At 66.4% G+C, this 22,459-nt stretch carries 27 protein-coding genes and 1 tRNA gene; 16 read left to right on the top strand and 12 right to left on the bottom strand.

What is annotated here, in order from left to right:
• The coding region (locus LH128_RS04635; protein ID WP_008828417.1) for a hypothetical protein at nt 1–268 on the top strand (268 nt) is incomplete at its 5' end.
• Here the strand turns inward: LH128_RS04635 and purN are convergent.
• Both purN and purM read right to left on the bottom strand, forming a co-directional pair.
• Nucleotides 265–1,218, bottom strand: coding sequence for a phosphoribosylglycinamide formyltransferase (gene purN, locus LH128_RS04630; RefSeq protein WP_008828416.1), 954 nt, complete (start codon nt 1,216–1,218; stop codon nt 265–267). The genes LH128_RS04635 and purN overlap by 4 nt on opposite strands.
• Complete coding sequence (purM, locus tag LH128_RS04625; protein ID WP_008828415.1) at nt 1,211–2,314, bottom strand: phosphoribosylformylglycinamidine cyclo-ligase; 1,104 nt, start codon at nt 2,312–2,314, stop codon at nt 1,211–1,213. Before purM ends, purN begins: the two co-directional genes overlap by 8 nt.
• A 69-nt stretch (nt 2,315–2,383) precedes the next feature.
• Here purM and LH128_RS04620 point away from each other — a divergent pair, with 69 nt between their 5' ends.
• The 4 genes from LH128_RS04620 (at nt 2,384) to LH128_RS04605 (ending at nt 5,502) form a co-directional block, all read left to right on the top strand.
• The gene (locus LH128_RS04620) at nt 2,384–3,655 is read left to right on the top strand and encodes a hypothetical protein (RefSeq protein ID WP_008828414.1); all 1,272 of its coding nucleotides are present in this window, start codon (nt 2,384–2,386) and stop codon (nt 3,653–3,655) included.
• A gap of 10 nt (nt 3,656–3,665) precedes the next feature.
• On the top strand, nt 3,666–4,298 hold the full coding sequence (locus tag LH128_RS04615; RefSeq protein ID WP_008828413.1) for an HdaA/DnaA family protein: 633 nt from the start codon (nt 3,666–3,668) through the stop codon (nt 4,296–4,298).
• Nucleotides 4,299–4,438: 140 nt separating this feature from the next.
• Entirely contained in the window at nt 4,439–5,134 is a 696-nt protein-coding gene (gene epsC / locus LH128_RS04610) for a serine O-acetyltransferase EpsC (RefSeq protein ID WP_008828412.1), read from the top strand.
• 8 nt (nt 5,135–5,142) lie between these two features.
• Nucleotides 5,143–5,502, top strand: coding sequence for a DUF2794 domain-containing protein (locus LH128_RS04605; RefSeq protein WP_008828411.1), 360 nt, complete (start codon nt 5,143–5,145; stop codon nt 5,500–5,502).
• 294 nt (nt 5,503–5,796) lie between these two features.
• Here the strand turns inward: LH128_RS04605 and LH128_RS04600 are convergent, their stop codons facing one another.
• Nucleotides 5,797–6,894, bottom strand: coding sequence for a hypothetical protein (locus LH128_RS04600; RefSeq protein WP_008828410.1), 1,098 nt, complete (start codon nt 6,892–6,894; stop codon nt 5,797–5,799).
• Nucleotides 6,895–6,965: 71 nt separating this feature from the next.
• Complete coding sequence (locus LH128_RS04595) at nt 6,966–7,880, bottom strand: SDR family NAD(P)-dependent oxidoreductase (protein WP_036524877.1); 915 nt, start codon at nt 7,878–7,880, stop codon at nt 6,966–6,968.
• A gap of 122 nt (nt 7,881–8,002) precedes the next feature.
• Between LH128_RS04595 and purS the strand changes: the two genes are divergently transcribed.
• Together purS and purQ are read left to right on the top strand one after the other, a co-directional pair.
• A complete protein-coding gene (gene purS / locus LH128_RS04590; protein WP_008828408.1) occupies nt 8,003–8,239 on the top strand; it encodes a phosphoribosylformylglycinamidine synthase subunit PurS in 237 nt (78 codons plus the stop codon).
• Complete coding sequence (gene purQ, locus LH128_RS04585) at nt 8,239–8,916, top strand: phosphoribosylformylglycinamidine synthase subunit PurQ (RefSeq protein WP_008828407.1); 678 nt, start codon at nt 8,239–8,241, stop codon at nt 8,914–8,916. The genes purS and purQ overlap by 1 nt, the downstream gene beginning before the upstream one ends.
• Before the next feature lie 48 nt (nt 8,917–8,964).
• Here the strand turns inward: purQ and LH128_RS04580 are convergent, their stop codons facing one another.
• From LH128_RS04580 to LH128_RS04565, 5 genes are all read right to left on the bottom strand, one after another.
• Nucleotides 8,965–10,011, bottom strand: a complete 1,047-nt coding sequence (locus LH128_RS04580) for an ABC transporter substrate-binding protein (RefSeq protein WP_327195057.1) — start codon at nt 10,009–10,011, stop codon at nt 8,965–8,967.
• 126 nt (nt 10,012–10,137) lie between these two features.
• Complete coding sequence (locus LH128_RS04575) at nt 10,138–10,662, bottom strand: nuclear transport factor 2 family protein (RefSeq protein WP_008828405.1); 525 nt, start codon at nt 10,660–10,662, stop codon at nt 10,138–10,140.
• 14 nt (nt 10,663–10,676) lie between these two features.
• Nucleotides 10,677–10,766 (bottom strand): SDR family oxidoreductase, encoded by a 90-nt coding sequence (locus LH128_RS34985; protein WP_442800356.1) that lies wholly within the window; start codon nt 10,764–10,766, stop codon nt 10,677–10,679.
• The gene (locus tag LH128_RS04570) at nt 10,751–11,485 is read right to left on the bottom strand and encodes an SDR family NAD(P)-dependent oxidoreductase (RefSeq protein WP_008828403.1); all 735 of its coding nucleotides are present in this window, start codon (nt 11,483–11,485) and stop codon (nt 10,751–10,753) included. The genes LH128_RS34985 and LH128_RS04570 overlap by 16 nt, the downstream gene beginning before the upstream one ends.
• A 79-nt stretch (nt 11,486–11,564) precedes the next feature.
• Nucleotides 11,565–11,942 carry a hypothetical protein gene (locus LH128_RS04565; protein ID WP_008828402.1) on the bottom strand — a complete coding sequence of 126 codons (378 nt, stop codon included), beginning with the start codon at nt 11,940–11,942 and terminating at the stop codon, nt 11,565–11,567.
• 129 nt (nt 11,943–12,071) lie between these two features.
• Between LH128_RS04565 and efp the strand changes: the two genes are divergently transcribed.
• The 5 genes from efp (at nt 12,072) to LH128_RS04540 (ending at nt 14,485) form a co-directional block, all read left to right on the top strand.
• Complete coding sequence (gene efp, locus LH128_RS04560) at nt 12,072–12,635, top strand: elongation factor P (RefSeq protein ID WP_008828401.1); 564 nt, start codon at nt 12,072–12,074, stop codon at nt 12,633–12,635.
• Nucleotides 12,636–13,058, top strand: coding sequence for a hypothetical protein (locus tag LH128_RS04555; RefSeq protein WP_008828400.1), 423 nt, complete (start codon nt 12,636–12,638; stop codon nt 13,056–13,058). It abuts the gene before it with no gap.
• A 41-nt stretch (nt 13,059–13,099) separates the two neighbouring features.
• A complete protein-coding gene (locus LH128_RS04550) occupies nt 13,100–13,921 on the top strand; it encodes an inositol monophosphatase family protein (protein ID WP_008828399.1) in 822 nt (273 codons plus the stop codon).
• A gap of 107 nt (nt 13,922–14,028) precedes the next feature.
• Nucleotides 14,029–14,349, top strand: a complete 321-nt coding sequence (locus LH128_RS34030; RefSeq protein WP_008828398.1) for a hypothetical protein — start codon at nt 14,029–14,031, stop codon at nt 14,347–14,349.
• Between the two features lie 52 nt (nt 14,350–14,401).
• Nucleotides 14,402–14,485: transfer RNA gene (locus LH128_RS04540), tRNA-Leu, on the top strand.
• A 16-nt stretch (nt 14,486–14,501) separates the two neighbouring features.
• On the opposite strand, the gene LH128_RS04535 is transcribed toward LH128_RS04540, so the two are convergent.
• The 3 genes from LH128_RS04535 to LH128_RS33110 form a co-directional block, all read right to left on the bottom strand.
• Nucleotides 14,502–14,786 (bottom strand): hypothetical protein, encoded by a 285-nt coding sequence (locus LH128_RS04535; protein ID WP_008828397.1) that lies wholly within the window; start codon nt 14,784–14,786, stop codon nt 14,502–14,504.
• Between the two features lie 66 nt (nt 14,787–14,852).
• Nucleotides 14,853–15,551: a glutamine amidotransferase gene (locus tag LH128_RS04530; protein WP_008828396.1), complete on the bottom strand. Its 699-nt coding sequence runs from the start codon at nt 15,549–15,551 to the stop codon at nt 14,853–14,855.
• 113 nt (nt 15,552–15,664) lie between these two features.
• Nucleotides 15,665–15,832, bottom strand: coding sequence for a hypothetical protein (locus LH128_RS33110; RefSeq protein ID WP_156799768.1), 168 nt, complete (start codon nt 15,830–15,832; stop codon nt 15,665–15,667).
• A 243-nt stretch (nt 15,833–16,075) separates the two neighbouring features.
• On the opposite strand from LH128_RS33110, the gene LH128_RS04525 reads away from it, so the two are divergent.
• The 4 genes from LH128_RS04525 (at nt 16,076) to prsR (ending at nt 22,400) form a co-directional block, all read left to right on the top strand.
• Nucleotides 16,076–17,401 carry an amidohydrolase gene (locus LH128_RS04525; protein WP_008828395.1) on the top strand — a complete coding sequence of 442 codons (1,326 nt, stop codon included), beginning with the start codon at nt 16,076–16,078 and terminating at the stop codon, nt 17,399–17,401.
• A 147-nt stretch (nt 17,402–17,548) separates the two neighbouring features.
• Nucleotides 17,549–18,934 carry a TIGR03013 family XrtA/PEP-CTERM system glycosyltransferase gene (locus LH128_RS04520; protein ID WP_008828394.1) on the top strand — a complete coding sequence of 462 codons (1,386 nt, stop codon included), beginning with the start codon at nt 17,549–17,551 and terminating at the stop codon, nt 18,932–18,934.
• Entirely contained in the window at nt 18,931–21,033 is a 2,103-nt protein-coding gene (gene prsK, locus LH128_RS04515; protein ID WP_008828393.1) for an XrtA/PEP-CTERM system histidine kinase PrsK, read from the top strand. The genes LH128_RS04520 and prsK overlap by 4 nt, the downstream gene beginning before the upstream one ends.
• Nucleotides 21,033–22,400 (top strand): PEP-CTERM-box response regulator transcription factor, encoded by a 1,368-nt coding sequence (prsR, locus tag LH128_RS04510; RefSeq protein ID WP_008828392.1) that lies wholly within the window; start codon nt 21,033–21,035, stop codon nt 22,398–22,400. The genes prsK and prsR overlap by 1 nt, the downstream gene beginning before the upstream one ends.
• The last annotated feature ends 59 nt before the right edge of the window (nt 22,401–22,459 follow it).

Genomic DNA, 22,459 nt, shown 5'->3' with positions numbered 1-22,459 from the left:
CGAGGGCAAGGTCCGCGCCCGACGGTTCGTGCCGACGTTCACCGTGGGCTTCGCGAAGAACCGGGAGAACGGCTTTGCGTGGAGCCTCGATGCAGGCGTGATGCTCCACGGCAGGCCCCGGACCGAAGACGTCGTCGCCACGGGTGAATTGGCGAGCAACCCGTTATTCCAGGAAGATCTCGCCCGCGAACGCGGCGAAATCGAGAACGAGGTGGACAACTACAAGGTCTACCCGATCGTCCAGCTTTCGGTGGGCTATACCTTTTAGAACTGTCCGGCCGCATCCATCAGCGCGGTAAGCCGCTTGGGCGCCACTGCCCGCCACGACAGCCAGAGCCAGTCGGCGATCGCCTCCCAGTCGGTGTCGCCGCGATCGAGCCGAATGCCGAGCCAGCCGTCACCGAAGTAGGCGGGGCGGAAGTATAGGTCGTCGTCCTGCTCGATCAGCATCGCCTGTTCGTCTGCGCCGCTGATCTTGATCAGCAGCGCGACGCGGCCGTCCCCGTGATGGTCGGCGCTGAAGTAGGCGAACTTCTTGCCCTTTATCACGCCGAAGCAGGCCATGCCGTGGCTGACCGTCTCATCGCTCTCGGGCAAGGCGAGGGCGCGTTCGCGCACTTGCTCGAGCAGCCATTCGGGCCGCGTCTCGCGCGTCACGAGGTCGGCGAGGCAGCGCGAGTAGAGCTGGTGCTCGGCAATCAATACGCGCGCGGCGAGCGTGTCGGCCGTATCTCCTGGCAGGATCGCAACCGGGGTCTGGCCGAGGATCGGGCCGTCGTCGAGCTGCGCGGTGACGAGGTGGACGGTAACGCCGCCGTGGCTGTCGCCTGCCTCGATCGCGCGGTCATGGGTGTGCAGGCCGGTGTACTTGGGCAGCAGCGAGGGATGGATATTGACCATCCGGCCTTCCCAGCTGCCCACGAATTCCGGCGTCAGGATGCGCATATAGCCCGCCAGCGCGACCCACTGCGCGCCGCTGGCGCGAATCGCCGCGTCCATCCCCGCGTCGTGTTCTGGCCGCTTCATGCCCTTGTGACTGAGCGCGAAGGTTTTCACGCCTTCCGCTTCGGCAAGGCGCAGCCCCTTGGCCTCGGGATCGTTGGCGGCGACCAGTACGATCTCGTAAGGACAGTCGACCGCGCGGCTCGCATAGAGCAGGGCGGCCATGTTGGTGCCGCTGCCCGAGATCAGGACGGCGACTTTGGCTCTCTCAGCCAAGATGAACGGCTTCCCACGGCTCGCGCGCGGACCACGCCTCGGCCGATCCTGCCACGGTGCAGCCCTTTTCGCCCGGCTCGATCGCGCCGATGGTGAAGACGGTCTCGCCCACGGCTTCCAGTTCCGCCTTGAGCGCTTCGGCTTCGTCAGCCGCGACGGCCAGTACCATGCCGACGCCGCAGTTGAAGGTGCGCGCCATCTCGCCCGGCTCGATGTTGCCCTGCGCCTGCAGGAACGCCATCAGGCGCGGCTGCGGCCAGGCATCGGCGTCGATGCGGGCGTGCAGGCCCTTGGGCAGCACGCGCGGGATGTTCTCGAGAAGGCCACCGCCCGTGATGTGGGCGAGGGCGTGGATACGGCCCGCGCGGATGAACGGCAGCAGGCTCTTCACGTAGATGCGGGTCGGCGCGATCAGCGCGTCGATTAGCAGCGTGTCCGAATCGAACAGGGCGGGGCGGTTCAGCTTCCAGCCCTTGTCCTCGGCCAGACGGCGCACCAGCGAATACCCGTTGGAATGGACGCCCGAGGACGCGAGGCCCAGCAGCACGTCGCCGGCCGCGACCTTGTCCCCGGTCAGCTGCTCGCCGCGCTCCACCGCGCCGACGCAGAAGCCCGCGAGGTCGTAGTCGCCCGCCGCGTACATGCCCGGCATCTCGGCCGTCTCGCCGCCGATGAGGGCGCAGCCGGAAATCTTGCAGCCATCGGCAATGCCCGCGACGACGCGCTCGGCGACGCCGTTCTCCAGCTTGCCGGTGGCGAAGTAGTCGAGGAAGAACAGCGGCTCGGCGCCCTGCACGATAAGGTCGTTGACGCACATGGCGACGAGGTCGATGCCGATATGGTCGTGGCGGTCGTGGTCGATCGCCAGCTTGACCTTGGTGCCGACGCCGTCGTTGGCGGCGACCAGCAGCGGGTCCTTGTAGCCCGCCGCGCGCGGATCGAAGAAGCCGCCGAAGCCTCCCAGTTCCGCGTCGGCGCCGGGGCGCGCGGTGGATTTCGCGAGCGGGGCGATGGCCTTGACCAGCGCGTTACCGGCCGCGATCGAGACGCCGGCCTGCTCGTAGCTATAGCTCTTCTGGGAGTTATCGTCGGACATGTGGGCGCGCCTAGCGCTTTGTGACTTGGATTTCCATCTTCGATTGGGCACAAGGCCCCCGGTTTCGACATGGCAATCACGATTTCCCCCAAAAGCCTGCGGTTCAGCCGCAAGGGTGCCGCCTCCAGGGCCATGTTGTGGTGGGGCGGCGCGGCCGTTCTCGCAGTGGCGACGATCACCGGCGTCCAGCTTCTGGCGCAGATCGAGGGCGATCGCGGTATAGCTCCGCTCGCCAATTCGCAGGACATCCAGGTCAACGGCATCAGCGTCGACGTGACCGCGAAGACCGGCGCGCAGGCCCGGATCGACGGCTGGAAACTGGCGGAAAAGGAAGCCTGGAAGAAGCTCGGCGGCCCGGACATGCCGGTCGAATCAATCGACGCCATGGTGACCTCCGTGGTCATCGGGCAGGAGCAGGTCGGCCCCAAGCGCTATATCGCGACGCTCGGCGTCATTTTCGACAAGGCCAAGGCCGGGCAATATGTCGGCGCTGGAGCGGGCTCCGGTCCGCGTTCGGCGCCGCTGCTGCTGATCCCGGTGCTCGATTCGGGCGGTGTCAGGCAGGTCTTCGAGGTGCGCGGGCCGTGGCAGCGCGCCTGGGCCGAGTTCCAGGCTGCCGCCAGCCCCGTCGATTACGTGCGCCCGACCGGCTCGGGCGGCGAATCGCTGATTCTCACCGCCGGACAGACCTCGCGCCGCAGCCGCCTGTGGTGGCGTACGGTGCTCGGCCAGTTCGACGCCTCCGACGTGGTGATGCCCGTCGCGCGGCTGGAGCGGCAATGGCCCGGCGGCCCGATCAAGGGCACCTTCACCGCGCGCTACGGCCCGGACAACAAGTTTCTCGGCGGCTTCACCATGGACGCCGCCAGCGAGCAGGACCTGCCGCGCATGCTGGAGCAGGCCGTCACGCGCGTCGACGGCCTCTACCGCGACGCGCTGGCGACCGGCGAACTGCGCCCTGACCCTTCTATCAACGCAGGCGGAGAAGCGCTTGACCGGGCCTTCGCCGAGCTGCGCGAAAAGCTGATGCCCAAGGGCGAGGCACCCGTGGTGGTGCCGACGCCGATCCCGGTGATTCGCACCGAAGACGTCTCCGGTGCTCCGGTCGAGACCGTTACGGTCCAGTTCGCTACGCCCGATGCCGCTGCGGTAGACGCTGCGCTCGCCGCCGTTCGCGGTGTGCCGGGTGTGCAGGGCGCCGCGACCGTAAGCCTCGCGATCGGCGGCACCTCTGTCATGCGGGTCACCGTATCGGGCGGAGGCGAGCGGCTGACCGGTGCCTTGCGCGGGCAGGGTTGGAAGGTTTCCGGCGGGGGCACCTCGCTTAGGATCAGCCGCTAGGACCCTCGCCATGCGACAGATCGCCCTTCCGCTGTCCGCCGCGAGCGACAGTCCGCCGCGCATTGTCGTGGGTGAGGCCAACGCGCCTGCGATCGATGCGCTGATAGAGCCGGCCCAGTGGCCTTTCCGCACCGCGATCCTCTCCGGCCCGCCGCGCTCCGGCAAGTCGCTGCTGGCGCGCTGGTTCGTCGAATCGGGCGCAGGCGATGCTGTCGATGATGCGCAAGGCATACCCGAGGACGCACTGTTCCACCGCTGGAACCGGGCGCAGGAACTGGGCCGTCCGCTGCTGATCGTCGCCGACAAGCCTTTCGCACCGGGCGTAGGCGACAGTGATGGCGAACGCTGGCGGGTACGCCTGCCGGACTTGTCCTCGCGGCTTGGTGCCGCGCTGAACCTTGCGATCGGCGAGCCGGACGATGCGATGCTCATCGCGCTGATGGAAGTGCATGCCGAGATGCGCGGGCTGGTTCTCGATCATTCGGCAACGCAATATCTTGTAGGACGTTGTACCCGTAGCCATGTGGGCGTCGAACGTCTGGTCGCCGCCATCGACCGGCTCAGTCTGGAGCGCAAGACGGCCCCCACAATGGCCATCTGGCGCGACGCGCTGGAAGAGACTAAAGGCGGCGCCCAGACTTAAGGGTTTGTCTGGAAAATGCGCTGCATTTTCCGGGCGGCTGGTGCCGCGAAATGCGCATATCGCGCATTTCCAGACGGTAACGTGAGGGCGGCTTTGCGACAAAAGTTGCAAAGTGGAACGATTGATGGGAATTTCCGGCGATGCTGGGTAATATCATCCGCTATCTGGACTCGGTTGTCGCACGCGATCCTGCGCCGCGTTCGCGTTGGGAAGTGCTGCTTTATCCGGGCGTATGGGCTCTGTTCTGGCACCGCATCGCGCATGCCCTGTTCCAGGCGGACCTGTTCTTCCTCGCCCGCGTGGTGAACCACCTTGCGCGCTTCCTGACCGCGATCGACATCCATCCCGGCGCGCAGATCGGCCGCAATTTCTTCATCGACCACGGCTTCACCGTGATCGGCGAGACCGCGGTGATCGGCGACAACGTGACGATCTACCAGTGCGTGACGCTGGGTGGTTCCAACCCCACCAACGGCGTCGGCGGCAAGCGCCACCCTACCCTGCTCGACAACGTGATCGTCGGTTCGGGCGCGCAGATCATCGGCCCCGTCACCATCGGCCGCCGTGCCCGCATCGGCGCCAGCGCGGTCGTGACCGAAGACGTGCCCGAGGGTGCGACGATGATCGGCCTCAAGGCCCGCTCCACGCTGGTCAAGGCGGAGACCTGGGCCAAGGAATTCATGCCCTACGGCACGCCTTGCAAGGAACCCTGCGAGCCCACAGGCGGCGCCCAGCGCGTCGAGGATCTCGAACAGCAGGTGGCCTTGCTGCGCGCTCAGGTGGAGGAACTTATCTCCGAGCGTCAGCACGCCGCGCGCGAAAACGAGCGCTGGTGAGCCGCTGAATGGTGGCAGGCGGAATTACCTCAGGTAGCGTCGTCCCGTTTCCCGGCGTCCAGCCGTCGCAGGTCGGGTTCGACCGGCTGGAACTCCAGCGAATTCTCGATCTCTACGGCCGGATGGTCGCGGCCGGGCTCTGGCGCGACTACGCGATGGATTTCGCGCGCGAGGCCGCCAGTTTCAGCGCTTTTCGCCGCGCCGCCGAACGCCCGCAGGCGCGGATCGAGAAGCGCCCCTCGCTGCGCGGCAAACAAGGCATGTGGACCCTGTTCGGCGAAGCGGGGCAAGTGCTCAAGCGCGGGCACGAACTCTCGAATGTGCTGAGTTCGCTGGAACGCAAATTGCTCAAGGTTGTCGAGGACTGAGCGTTCTCGGCTGAAAGCCCGTCATCCCAGCGCAGGCTGGGACCGCTTTCGTCATATCGCGAGGTCTCGGCAAGGCTGCGGCGAAACTACACCGGCCCGTCGATAGGGCGTTTCATGGCCATAGCGGTCCCAGCCTTCGCTGGGATGACGGCAAGTGTATCCTCCCCGTTGCGAAGCAATGGGGAGGGGGACTGCCGACGCAGTCGGTGGTGGAGGGGGCAGCGGCGCAAACACCCCCTGCGTCAGCGGCTGCGTCCCTGCCCCCTCCCCATCGCTTTGCGACAGGAAGGATGCTTAAGCCGAAGCGGGTAGCCGTTCGCGCCAGCTTTCCGGCGCCAGCGTCAGCAGGGCGCGGCGCAGTGGAGTCCAGAACACCGACAACGCGAGCAGCGCCGCACCGACGAACAGCGTGGAGATCGCCAGGTTCATCTCGATCGTACCGGCATTGCGCAGGAGGCCGTTCAATGCCGCCAGCACGTAGATCAGCGCCGACACCAGCAGAGCCCGCCGGTCCACCAGCAGGGCGACGAGCGCAAATGCCACATAGGTGACGAGCACCCCTGCGGCATGGCCCGGAGTCACGTCGTCGCCGTTCAGCACGCCCAGCCAGTAGAACAGCGAATGCGCGATCAGCGGCGCGGCGAGCAGGTGGAGCCAGAACGCGATGTCCGCGCGCTGGGTCCGCCGAGCCCGGTCGGACAAGTCCCAGCGCATGGCGAAGGCGAAGACCGCCAGCCCGCACAGGAAGGCGGCGGGCGCGAGGACCGGGTTGGCCGCCAATGCCTGCCCGGTGGCCCAGGCGATCGCCGAAAGCAGGAGCAGCACGACGGCGCCGGTTCCGGCCGCAATCGTGATCGCCACGTGGAAACGCAGCCAGTGGAGCAGCGCTCCGACTCCGGCCGCTACAGCGGCGCTCAGCATGATGGCTGCGTCCTGCCAGGGATAGCGCTCCATCCGGTGCCAGGTGTGCCGCTCGCCGTTGAACTCGTAATAGACCGGCACCCGATGCTCGGGCAGGGCCTCCGCGACGAGCGCTCCGGCAAAAAGCCCGAGGCCGACGACGAACGAGGCGAGCACGATGATCGAGGGCAGGGCCATGCGGCGCTTGCGCGTGAAGATCTCGGCCATGAGCCAGCTGGCCATGGCGACGAGCAGGCCGGCCATCCACCAGCGCTGGTCGTTGGCGCCCGCCGCGTAAACGCCGGAGAAGATCACCAGCAGGCAGGCGATGCCCACGAAGATGTCGTTGAAACTGGTGACGAGGCGAATGTTTTCCTCGTCCGCCATCGGCACCACGCGTGTCGTAGCCACATGGGCGCGCAAGGCGTCCGCCGCCTCGGCGCTGATGGCTCCGGCACTGACGGCGGATTGCAGATCGTCTTCGGAATACAAGGCGTTCCCCTTAAGCGGCTGCGAAGCTGCCCGCGTGGGCAGGCACCGTCAATCGCAATTGCCTCCGCTTGTTAAGGCGCCCGCATCAGCATCGACAGCGCGTGATGTGCCTGGTCCATGCCGGTCTCGAACGGATGGTCGCCCGACCGGTCGGCGATGCGCGGCCATGCGGCGGCGACGTCCTCGGCGCTGCGGGCGGATTCCGGGAGCAGGACGCCATCGTTCATGGTGATCCACGTGCCCTGGAACACGCCGCCACCGGCCGCGAGGATGGTGTCGGTCGGCGCCTCGGGAGAGACAAGGAACACGGCGGCGGGCACGACATTGCCGGGCTCGAACGCCTTGTAGGCTTCCTCGGGAAAGATGTCGGCGGTCATGCGGGTGCCGGCGGTCGGCACGATGGTATTGACGCGGATGCCATACTTCGCGCCTTCCAGCCGCAGCGTCCGGGCGAGGCCGAGCACGCCCGCCTTGGCCGCGCCGTAATTGGCCTGCCCGAAATTGCCGCCAAGCCCGGTAGAGGAGGTCGTCATCAGCACGCGGCCGTAGTTCTGCTCGCGCATCGTCTCCCATACAGCCTTCGTCGCGAAGGCGCTGCCGAGGAGGTGGACACGCACGACCAGCTCGAAATCGGCGGGGTCCATCTTGGCGAACGTGCGGTCGCGCAGGATGCCGGCATTGTTGATGAGGACATGGATGCCGCCCCAGGCTTCCCTCGCGCGGGCGGCCATCGCTTCCATCTGCGTGTAGTCGGAGACGTCGCCGCCATCGGCCATGGCCTCGCCGCCGATCTCGCGGATTTCCTCGACGACCTGCAGCGCCGCGTCGGACTGGCCCGATCCGTCCCGCGCCGCGCCAAGGTCGTTGACCATGACTTTGGCCCCGCGCCGTGCCAGTTCGAGCGCATAGGCGCGGCCGAGCCCGGTGCCTGCTCCGGTAACTATGGCGACCTGATCGGTGAAGGAAATGGATGCTGCGCTGCTCATCGCCGAGTGATGGCAGGTCGTAGCGGCCCATTCAACGGCGCGTTCAACCTTGCCCCGGCGGCTGCGAAGGGTCATAGGCGCATCCAACGAATCTGCCCGCTATCCTGCGAAAGGCCCGCCAGATGAAAGTCCGCGTCCACGTCAGCCTCAAGCCCGGTGTCCTCGATCCTCAGGGTCGCGCGATTCACCACTCGCTGGAGGGCCTCGGCTTTTCCGGCGTCAACGACGTGCGCGCCGGCCGCCTGTTCGAGCTGGACGTTGCCGAGAGCGTCACCGACGAGGCGATCGACGACATGTGCCGCAAGCTCCTCGCCAACATGGTGATCGAGAACTACCGCATCGAGAAGGTGGCCGCCTGATGGCCTTCACCTCCGCCGTCATCACCTTCCCGGGCTCGAACTGCGACCGCGACATGGCGACGGCGCTGGAGAAGGTTTCTGGCACCGCGCCTCACCGTGTCTGGCACGGCGACAGCGAACTGCCCGAGGGTCTGGACTTCATCGCCGTTCCGGGCGGCTTCTCCTACGGTGATTATCTGCGCTGCGGCGCGATCGCCTCGCGCTCGCCGATCATGCAGGCGGTGATCGCGGCGGCGGACAAGGGCGTGCCGGTGCTCGGCGTGTGCAACGGCTTCCAGGTCCTGACCGAAAGCGGGCTGCTGCCGGGCGCGCTGCTGCGCAATGCCGGGCTGAACTTCGTGTGCCGTGAAGTCGGGCTCGAAGTGGTCAACGCGCAGTCGCTGTTCACCAATGCCTACGAAGCTGGGCAGGTCGTACGCATTCCGGTGGCGCATCATGACGGCAACTACTTCGCCGACGATGAGACGCTGAACCGCCTCGAGGGCGAGGGCCGCGTTGCCTTCCGCTATGCCGAGGAGGTCAACGGATCGGCGCGTTCGATCGCGGGCGTGCTCAATGATGCGGGCAACGTGCTGGGCATGATGCCCCACCCCGAGCGCGCGATCGAGACCACGCATGGCGGTACGGACGGGCGCGGCCTGTTCGAAAGCGCGATTCGCGGGCTGGTCGGCGCCTGAACCTGCCTTAGGGTAGCGTTAGGTGCCGTTGAGTGCCGTGAGGTGCACTCATGCGGCGACCTCTCGGGTTTCGCCGCCAAGCCATTGACGCACAACGAGATACCGCCCGTGCAGGGCGCCTCGATCGTGCACGCCGAAGCCGAGGAGGGTGCCTTCGTGCCCCTCTGCGGCCGGAAGCCATTTCACCTGCTCCAATCCGAGCCGAACGCCCTCGCGGGTGAAATCGCTCGCCCGCGCCAGCCCTTCGGCGACGAGGCGGCCGATGTCGTGGCCCTTGGCTACGGCGAGCGCCTGACGGCAAGGCGCGTCGATCCGGTCCATCACCGCCCGCAGCGTGGTGTTCGCGTCGGAGTGCATGTCGATATAGAGCCAGCCGTTGCAGGCACGGGCGAAATCACCTTGATACCCGCGCAATCCTGCGGTGTTCATGATGCGCGGCCCGTCCCATCCGGCGCGGTCGAGGGCTTTCGAGACGGGCGGCGCCGAGAGCCCCAGACCAAGGTAGACGACGCCGTCGGGCGCGGCTTCCAGCAATCTCGCCACGGCATCGTCGACATCGTCGGCTAGCGGCGAGATGCCCTCCTTCGCCGCGATTTCGATGCCGAGGACGCGCGCCTCGCCGTCGAGATACTTGAGATGGCGCGTCCCGATCGGCGAGAGATCGTAGATCACCGCGAGGCGCGTGCGCCCGAGGCTCGCCATCTGGCGCGCGATGACGAGCGACTCGTCCTCGTGGCTGCCCACCTGGTGCTGGAACATCCACCGGCCCCGCGCGCGCTCGGCTCCGGCCCAGTAGATGGTGGGAATGCGCAATTGCTCGGCAAGCGGGGTGGCGACAAGCGCATTGTCGCCGATCGCCGGGCCGACGATCAGGCTGACGCCGGCCTTCGCGAGCTGCCGATAGGCCTGCTCGACTGCCTCGGCGGTGCCTGAGGGGAGGCCTAACGCATAGGCGTGGACGAATTCCACCTCGGCGTCGAGGCGGCCTGCATCGCGCAAGGCGTCGATCTCGCGCTCGATCCAGCCGGTGATGTCGCCAGGCACCGGCAGGCCATGCTCCAGCCCGGACGGATCGCCGCCAGTGAAATCAGCCATATCGTTGAGAATGCCGACTTTCACGCTCGCAGCCATCGATTCCTCCGGCGGGGCGGAGCACCCCTGTCGGCCCTGAAAATGAGCCAGCCGGGAAAAGGCTGCACAGCACCTCGCGGGAATCGTGCGTCAGGTGCGAGCGCCCCGCCGGAACAGGGGCTGGAGACATTCGGCATAACTGGGGTCGCGCTCCGCAAGGCCCAGCAGGCCACCGCCGTCGAACGGCCGTCGCAGCTTGAAGTCGTAAGTGACGACGCGTTTTGAGAAGCGCCATCGCCCGTCGGCACAGCGCCGGTAGTTGTCGATGTAGCGCACGGCCATGAAATCCTCCTCGCGCCCGCCTTCGCGGGTTGGGATGAGGTGCCAGGCCAGGCCGTAGACCTCGCCGCTGCCCACGTCTCCATCGACCGCGATCAGGTGGTTGCATACGTGATGCCCGGAGTAGGGCATGTGCGGGAAGGCTCGGGCGATGAAGTCGCAGTAGTCCCCCGCCGGGCCGTCGAAGCTGTCGCCATGGGTGTCGGTGGCGTCATCGGTATAGAGGTCGCGCAGCAGGGCGATGTCCTGCCGGTCGATCGCGCGGCAGTAGAGCAGCACCAGGTCGCGGATCGCGTCCTTGTCGAGAAGGGTCTGCAGGGCGGTCTCATCGATCATCGTCTCTCTCCGCGTCAGAGCAGGGCGCCGCCGTCCACGGGGTAGACCTGCCCGGTGATGAAGCTGGCCCGCGCCGAGGCCAGAAAAGTCACCATCGCCGCCATTTCCTCAGGCGTCGCAAAGGGACGGCCGACGAACGTGCGGCGTTGGCGCAGCGCGCGGTCCTCTTGACGCTGGCGGTGCCTTTCGAGAACAGGCCGGTTTCGGGGTTGAAGCGGCTGCCGCTGCTGAGGCTGGCCGGGTCGGTCGGGATCGTGGCGTAAGGCGCGACGGCATTGACGCGAATCCCATGCGCGCCGACTTCCTTGGCGAGCACCACGGTGAAGCTGTGCACCGCCCCCTTGGCGGCCGAATAGACCGGCAGCATGTAGTCGCCCACCAGTGCGGCGGTTGAACCGACGTTGACAATCGCCCCGGCCTTGCGGGCGATCATGCCGGGCAGCACGGCATGGGTCATGCGCAGCACGGTGCCGAAGTTGAGGTCGATGTCCGCCATCCATTTCGCCGGATCGGAATCGACGAAGAGGCCCTGGTCGACGTTGCCGCCGACGTTGTTCACCAGCACCGCTGCGGGGCCGAGCGCTTCGGCGGCCTTCAGCACTATCGCGGGAGAGACAGGGTCCAGCATGTCGGCGGCGACGAACACCGCCTCGGGTGCGCCGCGCGCCTTGCAGTCGGTGACCAGCCTTGCGCCTGCCTCGTGGTCTCTGCCGACGAGGACGGGCAGGGCGCCCTCGGCTGCGAGGTCCAGCGCAACGGCGCGGCCGATGTTCGCGGTCGCGCCGGTGACGATCGCGACCTTGCCTTGCAGTTGAAGTTCCATCGCCCGCTCCCGAAGTTTTTCCGAGAGCTAGGGCCGCCCTACCTCAAGGGCAAACCGCGCCGGCGATGATGATCCGCGATCAGCGGCGCGAACTGCGAACGCAGCGCATTTCGCCGTCGCTGCCGTTGTCCTCGACCTTGCGCAAGTACGTGTCCTTGAGCCGGTGCAGCTTGAGGCCCTTGAGCTTGCCGCCGGTCATCGTCACGTAGTCGCCTGTCAGCAGGTAGCTGCCGCGGATGCCGCCCGCCTTGTAAGCCGAGGCATTGACCACGCGGAACTCGTAGTCGGGCAAAGGCTTGCCGACGAGGCCGCCCGCGTCGCCCGCCATCTCGCAGCTGTAAGTGCCGATGGGCAGGGTGGAGATCAGCCCGCCGCTCACCGGAGGCGGGGCAGGCTCTGCGGAGGCGCAGCCGGCGACGAGGGCCAACAGCACAACGGGAAGGGAGGCACGCTTCATGGCATTCAGCTAGCATCGGCGCGAAGCAATTGCCATGCCTCGCGACCTCGTCTAAGGGCGCATCCTTTCGAGGGTCGCGCCTGCTGTGGCCCCGCGATTCAGCTCTTTCCCATCCTGAAGGCCAGAACCATGAAGATCAGTGGCGTCGATATCCGTCCCGGTAACATCCTTGAATACGAAAAGGGCATCTGGAAGGTCGCGAAGACGCAGCACACGCAGCCCGGCAAGGGCGGTGCCTTCATGCAGGTCGAGATGAAGAACCTGATCGACGGCCGCAAGACCAACGTGCGCTTCCGCAGTGCCGACACCGTCGAGCGCGTCCGTTTGGACACCAAGGACTTCCAGTTCCTCTATGCCGAGGGCGACGACCTGGTATTCATGGATACCGAGAACTACGATCAGATCTCGCTTCCCGCCGATCTGCTGGGCGATGCTGCCGCGTTCCTTCAGGACGGCATGCAGGTGAGCCTGGAAATGTGGGAAGAGCGCCCGATTTCGGTCCAGCTCCCCGAGCAGGTCGAAGCCACCATCGTCGAAGCCGACGCCGTGGTGAAGGGCCAGACCGCCTCGTCCAGCTACAAGCCCGCCGTGCTCGACAACGGCGTGCGCGTGATGGTGCCGCCGCACATCGAAAGCGGTACGCGCATCATCGTGGACGTCTATGAAAAGACTTACGTGAAGAAGGCAGACTGAATGAACAAGCTCGTCCTGACCGTCGCGACCGCCGCCCTGGCGATCGCGGGAACTTCCTCCGTTGCCTACGCCGCTGCCCCCAAGGCCGCTGCAAAGAGCGCCGCCAAGCCTGCCGCTGCGGCACCCGCAGGCGGCGACTCGCAGGCGCAGCACGCGATGCTCTACCTCAAGGTGCTCATCAGCGGGTTGCAGTCGGACAAGATCGAGGAACCGGTCAAGGGCGCGCTCGTCGGCTGCATCTACGACAATTCGCTCGGCAAGATCACCGAATCGATGGACAAGGTGATCGCCGAGAATTCGGGCAAGATCAGCCGTGACAATCCCAGCGAGCTGCTGAGCGTCATGGCCCAGATCTGCGGCTACAAGCCGACTGCGCCTGCCGCCGGCACGGCCCCCGCCAAACCCGCGCCGCAAGGCCGCTGACAATCGGGGCCGATGTCGGCCCACAGGAGTGAAGTACAGTCATGGCCGCCATTTCCGGTCTCATCCGCGTCATCGAGAAGGCCGCCCGCAAGGCCGGCAACCGCCTGCGTCGCGACTTCGGCGAAATCGAGCACCTGCAGGTCAGCCGCAAGGGCCCTGCGGACTTCGTGTCGAAGGCCGACCAGGCTTCCGAGCGCACCATCTGGGACGAACTGCGCGCCGCGCGGCCGGACTGGGGCTATCTGTTCGAGGAAGCCGGCGAGATCGAGGGCGACCCGACCAAGCCGCGCTTCATCGTCGATCCGCTCGACGGCACGACCAACTTCCTTCACGGCATCCCGCACTTCGCGATCTCGATCGCGGTGCAGGAGCCGCGTCTGGACGGGAAGGGCTGGGGTGAGGTCACCGCCGGCCTGATCTACAACCCGGTCACCGACGAAAGCTACTGGGCCGAGAAGGCACGCGGTGCGTGGCTGCACGACCGCCGCCTGCGCGTCTCCTCGCGCCGTCATCTCGACGAGAGCCTGATCGCAACCGGCATTCCCTTCGCGGGGCACGGCGATCACGGCGTCTGGACCAAGATCTATCACGGCCTCGCGCCGCAGGTGGCGGGCATTCGCCGCTTCGGATCGGCCGCGCTCGATCTCGCCTGGGTCGCCTCGGGCCGCTACGAGGGATTCTGGGAATCGGACCTCAAGCCGTGGGATACCGCAGCGGGTTGCCTGCTCGTGCGTGAGGCCGGTGGTTTCGTGTCGGACTGGAAGGGTCGTTCGAACCCGATCTGCGACACCGAAATCCTCGCGGGCAACGACGTGCTGCACTCGCGCCTGCACAAGATAGTTGCGACCGCCCTCAAGGCATGATTTCATCACCCTCTGAGGCACGTTTCGGCGTGTCTCGGAGGGTGATTCTCTGAACTGAAACGAAATCGTCGCGGAATTTTCCGCAAACGGGTGTAAAACGCCGGGACATGGAACGCCATGTCCCTCGCCGTTGCGCCCTTGCGCTGCTTTTTGCGGCGGCGCCTTCGCCTGCATTTGCCGAGCAGCCGGTGCCTCTGGCGAAGCAGCGGCAATTCGACCTGACCGCCGTGCCGACGATAAACGCGCGCACGTCGCTGCGATCGCAGGCGGTGGGCGAGATCGAGCTGCTCAAGCCCGAGAAGACGCGGCTGAAGCTGACATATCAGACCGACGATGATGGTCCGCGCTTCGAGATCGGGACGCTCGGATCGCGCAAGGGGGCGATGAAATCGCGTCTTCTCCACGTCGCGATGGACTGGATCTTCTGAACGGGCTTGAACCCTGACGAAGTGCCGTCTAAGCGTCGCGCCTCGTTTCCGTGCCCCTGTGGCGGAATGGTAGACGCGAACGACTCAAAATCGTTTGTCGAAAGGCGTGCCCGTTCGAGTCGGGCCAGGGGCACCACTTCCTTCGATCGTCCTCAGAACAATGAGGCGATGACGAGGACCAGCAACAGCGCGACGACGATGGCCGCTAACCATTGCACCAGCGGGTAGGCTGCGATCAGCCGCGTCAGCGCCCAGGCGGCCACGGCGCCGAGCACGGTTCCTGCGATCATGCCGCCAAGGACGCCCCACTCGCCCATCATCCACAGCAGGACTAGCGCGAAGACGCCGACCGGGAAGAATCCCGCCAATGCTCGGGCGAGTGTGGGGGGCAAGGTGCGCCAGTTCATCGAGCGCCGCGTGGGAATGCCGTCAGCCATGGCCGCAGAGTAATCCTGCTACGCCCCCGCCGCCAGCCGGAGCGTCGCGCGAATCGGGCGGTACGGCTAGTTCAGGCCCTGCAGCCAGTCAGCGATCATCGCGCGCCCCGCCGCAACCGCGCCGGGGCCGAGTTCGTCGTGTCGCTGGCGGAGTGCCTGAGGGCAGCCTCCCGCCTCGACGACGGCTTCGGGCCACTGGTCGATCCAGGCGTCGAAGCGCGGGTCCTCGCCCATTTCGGCATGGAACTGCAACGCCAGCTGATTGCGGCCCCGGCGGAACGCCTGATGCTCGTAAAGCGAGGTCGAGGCCAGGAATTCCGCGCCCTCCGGCTTGGTGAACGTGTCGCCGTGCCAGTGCAGCACCGGCACTTCGCGCACATGGCGCAGCGGGCTGTCGGCGGCGTGCTCGTGAACCTGAACGGGGTGGAAGCCGACTTCCTTCGCCGGGCCGGGAAACACCCTGGCGCCGAGCGCGCTGGCCATCATCTGCGCGCCGAAGCACACGCCCAGCGTCGGACGGTCCGCCTCCAGTCGCATAGCAAGGCGGCGTAGCTGGCAGCCGATCCAGGGATGACGGTCCTGCTCGTAGACGCCCATCGGCCCGCCCATCATGATGAGCAGGTCCGGCTCGCGCAGATCGAGGGTTGAGAATTCCGGGTCGGTGACGTCGATCCGGCTGACTTCGTAGCCGGCGTCCTCGATGGGTTTGCGATAGCCTGCGACCCCTTCGTGGGGAACGTGGCGGATGATGAGCGCGGTCTTCACGGGCCTACTGTGTCACAAGTGATGTTAACGGGCGACATCGAACTCCGGCCTGAAGAGACAAGACTTGGGAGATGCGGATTCCGATGCCGCCCGATGGGGTCATTGCAGAAGCGTCACAGGCCGAGGCGGGACCAGAAGTCGCCCGCGCTGCGGATTGTGGCCGCGCCGCCTCCCGGCGGCGAAGCGGCGGCGCCGCGCCACGAGGGGTGCGGCAGGCGTGCGTCGGTGCTGGGCCGGGCACGCAGGACTTGCGAGGTGATGCGGGGGATCGAGTTGAACATTTCGTATCTCCATCGGGAGGCACGAAGCCCGGCGTTGTCGCCTTGCGGTTTCGTGCGCTTTAGCGGTTGGTGACGCGGAGCAAGCTGACAGCCATCAAATGCCGCGGAAGAACAGGCGAACCCTGCGCTTCGAGGTTCAATCTATTCATTTGGTAGAGAATGTCGATACGGAGTTTCTATCGGGCCTATGAGAAAAACTTCACGCCGATTGCGGAGCTGGCGGGGCTGACGTAGCTTTCGCTCATGCGCGCCGTTCTCCTTGCATCCGCCTGCGCTCTTGCGAGCGTTTCCCTGCCTGCAATGGCAGAGCCCGTTGCCGATACAGTGGCGCGTGACCTGCCGGGGCTGATGGAGACTTATCGCGATCTACACGCCAATCCCGAACTCAGCTTTCAGGAAGCGCGCAGTGCGAAGATCATGGCCGATGCCGCGCGCAAGGCGGGTTTCACGGTCACCGAGAAGGTCGGACGCACCGGCATAGTCGCGGTCCTGAAGAACGGGCCGGGGCAGACCGTCCTCATCCGCGCGGACATGGACGGGCTGCCGGTTGTCGAGCAGACCGGGCTGCCCTTCGCGTCAACCAGGCGCGGCACGTCCACGGCGGGCGTGGAAAGCGGCATCATGCATGCTTGCGGCCACGACACGCACATGACCGCCTGGATCGAGACGGCGCGTCTCATGGCCGCGCGCAAGGCGGAGTGGTCGGGCACGCTGGTCATGATCGGCCAGCCGGCCGAGGAGATGGGGCTGGGCGCGCTGGAGATGCTCAAGGACGGGCTCTACACGCGCTTTCCCAAGCCGGATTACACGCTGGCCTTCCACGATACGCCTGAGCTTGCCGCCGGTGTCGTCGGCGCGGCGAAAGGCTGGGCGCTCGCCAATGTGGACAGCGTGGACATGCTCGTGCGCGGGGTCGGCGGGCACGGCGCCTACCCGCAGACCACGCGCGACCCGATCGTGCTCGCCAGCGCGATCGTGATGAAGCTGCAGACGCTGGTGAGCCGCGAGACCAATCCGCTCGATCCCGTGGTGGTGACGGTCGGCTCGTTCCACGCCGGGACCAAGCACAACATCATTTCCGATCAGGCGAAGCTTGAACTGACAGTGCGCAGCTATTCCGACGAGACGCGCCAGCGGCTGCTCGACGGCATCGCCCGCGTCGCGCGCGGGGAGGCGATCGCATCGGGCCTGCCGGACGACCTGATGCCGCAGATCCAGGTCAAGGAGCCGCACACCCGCGCGACCTGGAACACGCCCGAGTTCGCCGAGGAGGCCGTTGCCGACCTCAAGGGGAAAATGGGTGCGGACAACGTGGTAATCACCCCTTCGGCGATGGGCGGCGAGGATTTCGGCGAGTTCCGCCGCGCCGATGAGGCGCACATCAAGTCGGTGATCTTCTGGGTCGGCGGTGCCGATCCGGCGAAGCTGGCGGCGGCGAAGGCCGGAGGTCCGCCGATGCCTTCGCTGCACAGCCCGTTCTGGGCACCGCAGGCGGACAAGGTGATCGCCTCGGGCGTACAGGCCCTCACGCTGACGGCGCTGCGCCTTATGGCGAAGCAGGGGATGTAAGGCGCTCCGACAGCGCAGCGTTCCAGGTTTTCGGCAAAAATACTGATTTTATCGGCACACCTGTCAAGGTAACCGACATTTTACGCCTTTAGCCTAGGCCATCGTTCGAGTGCCGGAATTCGGCCACGAAGGATGGCGCAAGCGACGATGATTCGTCTGTTCAAACACTATATCCCGCATGCCGTGGTGCTGCTCTGGCTGGTCGACGTGCTGTTGCTGGCGGCGGCCAACGAGACATCGTGGCGGCTGCGCGCGCAGCAGATCGGCATCGACCCGGCGCCGCTGGCCGACCGGCTTATCGCGCACGGCGCCTTTGCCGCGGTGATCTCGCTGTCGATGGTGGCGGTAGGCGTCTATGGAGCCGACGCGCTGCGATCGATGCGGTTCGCGGCGGCGCGGTTGCTGGTGGCGATCTCGCTCGGCGTCATTGCGCTTTCCTTCGTGGACTTTCTTGTCGGCGGGCAGAATTTCTGGCGCTCGACGCTGGCCTATTCGATGGCCTTCGCGATCGTGCTGATGATCTTCAACCGGCTGCTGCTGGGCGGTTTCCTCGGCACCAGCGCGTTTCGCCGCCGGGTGCTCGTGCTCGGTGCGGGCGAGCGTGCGCAGCGCTTGCGCGTACTGGGCGAGCGTCCCGAGAGCGGCTTCGTCATCGTCGGCTATGTCGCCATGAGCGAAAGCGTGCCGGTGGTCGAGGAGGCCATCTCCCGCTCGGCCATCAACAACCTGACCCGTTACGTCGAGAACCTCGGCGTCAGCGAAGTGGTGCTGGCGCTGGAGGAGCGGCGCAACGCGCTGCCGCTCAAGGACCTGCTGCGCATCAAGACGGCGGGCGTCCACGTCAACGAGTTCTCCAGCTTCCTGGAGCGCGAAACCGGCCGCGTCGATCTCGACACCGTCAACCCGAGTTGGCTGATCTTTTCCGATGGTTTCTCGTCCGGCCGGGCGATTTCCAGCGCGGCCAAGCGCGTGTTCGACATCGCCGTCAGCCTGCTGTTGCTGGCGGTTACCGCACCGGTCATCCTGATCTTCGCGCTCCTGGTGAAAGTCGATAGCCGGGGACCAGCCTTCTACCGCCAGCCGCGCGTCGGCCTGTTCGGCCAGCATTTCGACGTCATCAAGCTGCGTTCCATGCGTACCGATGCCGAGGCTGCGGGCGCGCAGTGGGCATCGAAGGACGACCCGCGCGTAACCCGCATCGGCAAGTTCATCCGCAAGGTCCGCATCGACGAACTGCCGCAGGCCTGGACCGTCCTCAAGGGCGAAATGAGCTTCGTCGGCCCGCGCCCCGAGCGCCCGGAGTTCGTCGCCGATCTTGAGGATCAACTGCGCTATTACGCCGAGCGCCACATGGTGAAGCCGGGCATCACCGGCTGGGCGCAGATCAACTACCCATACGGCGCCTCGATCGAGGATTCGCGCAACAAGCTCGAATACGACCTCTATTACGCCAAGAACTATACGCCTTTCCTCGACTTCCTGATCATCCTCCAGACCTTGCGCGTGGTGCTCTGGAGCGAGGGCGCGCGATGATGAAGGCCTCCGCCGTCTGGGCGACGATGGGCGTCGGGCTCGACCTGACGGGGGCCATCGCGCTGGCGAGCATCGCAATCTGGCTGTTCTCCCGCCGCGACCGGTTCGGCGCTGCGGGCACGGCCATGGTCGTCGCGCTGCTGTTCACGGCCTTGTGGAGCCTTGCCTGTGCCTTCGGCATCGGCACGCCGGAAGTGACGTTCCTGCCCGCGCTGTCCGAGAGTGCGCGTAATCTTGCATGGCTGGTCGTGGTCTATCGCCTCTTCGCCAGCGACGGACGTGATGCCAGTGTTGCGCCGATCCGCCCGGTGATCTTCGCGCTCGGTGCGGTCGAAATCCTTCACTTTGCCGTCAATTCCGGCCTGTCGCGGCTGGAGATAGACCGCGATGTCCTCGACTTCGCATTCCAGTTCAACGTGATGTTCCGCCTGCTGGTGACGGTTGGCGGGCTCGTCCTTGCGCACAATCTCTACGCGGGGGCGCCGCGCGAATCGCGGGCGGCTTTGCGCTGGCCGGCGATGGGGCTGGCAGTGCTCTGGGCCTTCGACCTCAATCTTTACACCATCGCCTACCTGGCCGGAAACTGGCCTTACGAGATTGCGGCCATTCGAGGCGTTGCCGCCATCGCCATGGCCGTCTGCATCGCAATCGGCGGTGCGAAGAACCGCAACGACCTGCGCCTGCGCCCGTCGCGGGCGGTCACGTTCCAGACGTTCTCGCTGCTGGTGATCGGCGTCTACCTCGTCGCCATGGTGGCTGTGGCGCAGTGGCTGTCCTACGCGGGCGGCAACTTCGCGCGGCTGGTGGAACTGGCTTTCCTGACGCTCGGCAGCGCCTTCGCCCTGGTCGTGCTGCCCTCGCGGCGGGTGCGGTCGTGGTTCAAGGTCATCCTCGCCAAGCATTTCTTCCAGCACCGCTACGACTATCGCGAGGAATGGCTGCGCTTCACCCGCACCATCGGCTCCGATCAGAGCGCGGCCCTCGGCGAGCGCGTCGTCCAGTCGATGGCCGATGTCTTCGAGAGCCCGGCGGGCCTGCTCCTTACCCCTGGCGAGCACGGCGAACTGACCCTTGCCGCCCGTTGGAACTGGCGCGAGATCGAGGTGCCCGCAGTCGGGCTGCCGGTGCAGGACATCGCCCATTTCGAGCGCACCGGCTATATCGCCGATCTCGACGATGTGCGCGCGGGTCGTGAGAGCGGAACCACGATCCCGAACTGGCTGATCGACCACCCGCGCGCCTGGGCGCTGATCCCGCTCGTCCATTACGACCGCCTCGTCGGCATGGTGGTGCTGGCTCGGCCGCAACTGGCGCGCAAGTTCGACTGGGAGGACTTCGACCTCCTGCGCGTCATCGGCCAGCAGGTGGCAAGCTATCTCTCGGAGAATGCCAGCCAGCTCGCGCTCGCCGAATCCGCGCGGTTCGAGGACTTCAACCGTCGCATCGCCTTCGTGATGCACGACATCAAGAACCTCGCCAGCCAGTTCAGCCTGCTTGCGCGCAATGCCGAACTGCACGCGGAAAAACCCGCCTTCCGCGCCGACATGCTGGTGACGCTGCGCAATTCCTCGGACAAGCTGAATGCCCTGCTGGCGCGGCTCTCGCGCTACGGTTCGGGCGGCGTGGACCGGGTCGAGCAGGTGGCCGCGACCGAGGTGCTCGGGCTGGTCATGGAACGCTTCAAGGACAGCCCGCAGGTCGTCCTCGCCGAATCGCGCGACATCATGGTCACCGCCAGTCGGCATTCGCTGGAGCAGGTGCTCGTCCACCTCGTCCAGAATGCCGTCGATGCCAGCGAGCCGGAGAGCCCGGTGTTCCTGTCGCTCGTGGTCGAAGGGATCAACGCCCGCTTCGAGGTGCTCGACAGCGGCACCGGCATGAGCGCCGACTTCGTGCGCAACCGCCTGTTCAAGCCCTTCGTCTCGACCAAGTCGGGCGGCTTCGGCATCGGCGCCTTCGAGGCGCGCGAGCTGGTGCGCGCGATGCGCGGCCGTCTCGACGTCGAATCGCGCGAGGGGCTGGGCTCTCGCTTCACGGTGCGCCTGCCGCTGGCGGCGGCGACCGACATCTATCCGAACTACGCCGAGAAGGTGGCCTGATGACTGAATCTCTGCCCAAGCTGCTCATCGTCGAGGACGACGCCGGGCTTCAGGCACAGCTCAAGTGGGCCTACGAGGATTTCGAGGTCTTCGTCGCCGGGGATCGCGCCAGCGCCATAGCGCTGCTGCGCTCGGAGATGCCGGACGTGGTGACGCTCGACCTCGGCCTGCCGCCGGACCCGGACGGCACCACCGAGGGCTTTGCGATCCTCGACGAGATCATGGCGCTCAAGCCCGACACCAAGGTCGTCGTCGCATCGGGCCACGGGGCGCGGGAAAGCGCGCTGCAGGCGATCGCGCGCGGGGCTTACGACTTCTACCAGAAGCCGGTCGACATCGATGCGCTGGGTCACATCGTGCGCCGCGCGCTCCACCTGCACCGGCTCGAGGAAGAGAACCGCCGCCTCGCCGGCAAGGTGGAGAAGGACGAGAAAGTGCTCGGCCGGATGATCACCGCTGCACCGGAAATGGTTAAAGTGGCGCGCACCATAGAGCGCGTAGCGAATACCAGCGTCTCGGTGATGCTGCTGGGAGCGAGCGGCACCGGCAAGGAACTGCTGGCGCGCGGGCTCCACGAGGCCAGCGGCCGCGCCAAGCGCGAGTTCGTGGCGATCAACTGCGCGGCGATCCCGGAGAACCTGCTCGAAAGCGAGCTGTTCGGGCACGAGAAGGGCGCCTTCACCGGCGCTGTGAAGACCACGCCGGGCAAGATCGAGCAGGCGGCGGGGGGCACCCTGTTCCTCGACGAAGTCGGCGACATTCCGCTGCAACTGCAGGTCAAGCTGCTGCGCTTTCTGCAGGAGCGCGTGATCGAGCGCGTCGGCAGCCGCCAGTCGATCCCGGTCGATACCCGCGTCGTCTGCGCCACGCACCAGAACCTCGAGGGGATGATCGCCGAAGGGCGGTTCCGCGAAGACCTGTTCTATCGCCTCGCCGAGATCGTCGTGCGCATCCCCGGCCTCGCCGAGCGGCCGGGCGATCCGACACTGCTGGCGAAGGCATTCCTGACCCGCTACGCCAAGGAGATGAACCCGCGCGTGCGGGGCTTTTCCGCCGATGCGCTGGCGGCGATCGATGCCTGGGGCTGGCCCGGCAACGTGCGCGAGCTGGAGAACCGCGTGAAGCGCGCGGTGATCATGGCGGACGAGAAGCTGGTCTGTGCCGGCGACCTCGACTTGGCCGGTCCCGACGAGCAGGTGGCGACGGCGCTGAACCTCAAGACCGCGCGCGAGGCGGCGGACCGCAAGGTCATCCGCCATGCTCTCGCCCGTAGCGAGGGCAACATTTCCAGCACTGCCAAGATGCTCGGGATCAGCCGGCCGACGCTGTACGACCTGCTCAAGCAGTACGACTTGCAGCCGTCCTGATCTTCGATGCGCGGGGGGCGTTTCTGGAGATTTGTCAGGTGGGGCGCGGCGGTGGTAAC

It is taken from the genome of Sphingomonas sp. LH128 (genome assembly GCF_000293195.2).
GTDB lineage: Bacteria > Pseudomonadota > Alphaproteobacteria > Sphingomonadales > Sphingomonadaceae > Novosphingobium > Novosphingobium resinovorum_A.
Note: the sequence above shows the minus strand (reverse complement) of the source record. Positions and strands in the feature narration are given on the sequence as shown.

What these genes read in the sequence shown, in the direction of transcription:
- purM (WP_008828415.1), bottom strand. Translation starts at nt 2,314, where the DNA reads ATGTCCGACGATAACTCCCAGAAGAGCTATAGCTACGAGCAGGCCGGC.
- LH128_RS04620 (WP_008828414.1), top strand. Translation starts at nt 2,384, where the DNA reads ATGGCAATCACGATTTCCCCCAAAAGCCTGCGGTTCAGCCGCAAGGGT.
- LH128_RS04615 (WP_008828413.1), top strand. Translation starts at nt 3,666, where the DNA reads ATGCGACAGATCGCCCTTCCGCTGTCCGCCGCGAGCGACAGTCCGCCG.
- epsC (WP_008828412.1), top strand. Translation starts at nt 4,439, where the DNA reads ATGCTGGGTAATATCATCCGCTATCTGGACTCGGTTGTCGCACGCGAT.
- LH128_RS04605 (WP_008828411.1), top strand. Translation starts at nt 5,143, where the DNA reads ATGGTGGCAGGCGGAATTACCTCAGGTAGCGTCGTCCCGTTTCCCGGC.
- LH128_RS04595 (WP_036524877.1), bottom strand. Translation starts at nt 7,880, where the DNA reads ATGAGCAGCGCAGCATCCATTTCCTTCACCGATCAGGTCGCCATAGTT.
- purS (WP_008828408.1), top strand. Translation starts at nt 8,003, where the DNA reads ATGAAAGTCCGCGTCCACGTCAGCCTCAAGCCCGGTGTCCTCGATCCT.
- purQ (WP_008828407.1), top strand. Translation starts at nt 8,239, where the DNA reads ATGGCCTTCACCTCCGCCGTCATCACCTTCCCGGGCTCGAACTGCGAC.
- LH128_RS04580 (WP_327195057.1), bottom strand. Translation starts at nt 10,011, where the DNA reads ATGGCTGATTTCACTGGCGGCGATCCGTCCGGGCTGGAGCATGGCCTG.
- LH128_RS04575 (WP_008828405.1), bottom strand. Translation starts at nt 10,662, where the DNA reads ATGATCGATGAGACCGCCCTGCAGACCCTTCTCGACAAGGACGCGATC.
- LH128_RS34985 (WP_442800356.1), bottom strand. Translation starts at nt 10,766, where the DNA reads ATGGCGGCGATGGTGACTTTTCTGGCCTCGGCGCGGGCCAGCTTCATC.
- LH128_RS04570 (WP_008828403.1), bottom strand. Translation starts at nt 11,485, where the DNA reads ATGGAACTTCAACTGCAAGGCAAGGTCGCGATCGTCACCGGCGCGACC.
- LH128_RS04565 (WP_008828402.1), bottom strand. Translation starts at nt 11,942, where the DNA reads ATGAAGCGTGCCTCCCTTCCCGTTGTGCTGTTGGCCCTCGTCGCCGGC.
- efp (WP_008828401.1), top strand. Translation starts at nt 12,072, where the DNA reads ATGAAGATCAGTGGCGTCGATATCCGTCCCGGTAACATCCTTGAATAC.
- LH128_RS04555 (WP_008828400.1), top strand. Translation starts at nt 12,636, where the DNA reads ATGAACAAGCTCGTCCTGACCGTCGCGACCGCCGCCCTGGCGATCGCG.
- LH128_RS04550 (WP_008828399.1), top strand. Translation starts at nt 13,100, where the DNA reads ATGGCCGCCATTTCCGGTCTCATCCGCGTCATCGAGAAGGCCGCCCGC.
- LH128_RS34030 (WP_008828398.1), top strand. Translation starts at nt 14,029, where the DNA reads ATGGAACGCCATGTCCCTCGCCGTTGCGCCCTTGCGCTGCTTTTTGCG.
- LH128_RS04535 (WP_008828397.1), bottom strand. Translation starts at nt 14,786, where the DNA reads ATGGCTGACGGCATTCCCACGCGGCGCTCGATGAACTGGCGCACCTTG.
- LH128_RS33110 (WP_156799768.1), bottom strand. Translation starts at nt 15,832, where the DNA reads ATGTTCAACTCGATCCCCCGCATCACCTCGCAAGTCCTGCGTGCCCGG.
- LH128_RS04525 (WP_008828395.1), top strand. Translation starts at nt 16,076, where the DNA reads ATGCGCGCCGTTCTCCTTGCATCCGCCTGCGCTCTTGCGAGCGTTTCC.
- LH128_RS04520 (WP_008828394.1), top strand. Translation starts at nt 17,549, where the DNA reads ATGATTCGTCTGTTCAAACACTATATCCCGCATGCCGTGGTGCTGCTC.
- prsK (WP_008828393.1), top strand. Translation starts at nt 18,931, where the DNA reads ATGATGAAGGCCTCCGCCGTCTGGGCGACGATGGGCGTCGGGCTCGAC.
- prsR (WP_008828392.1), top strand. Translation starts at nt 21,033, where the DNA reads ATGACTGAATCTCTGCCCAAGCTGCTCATCGTCGAGGACGACGCCGGG.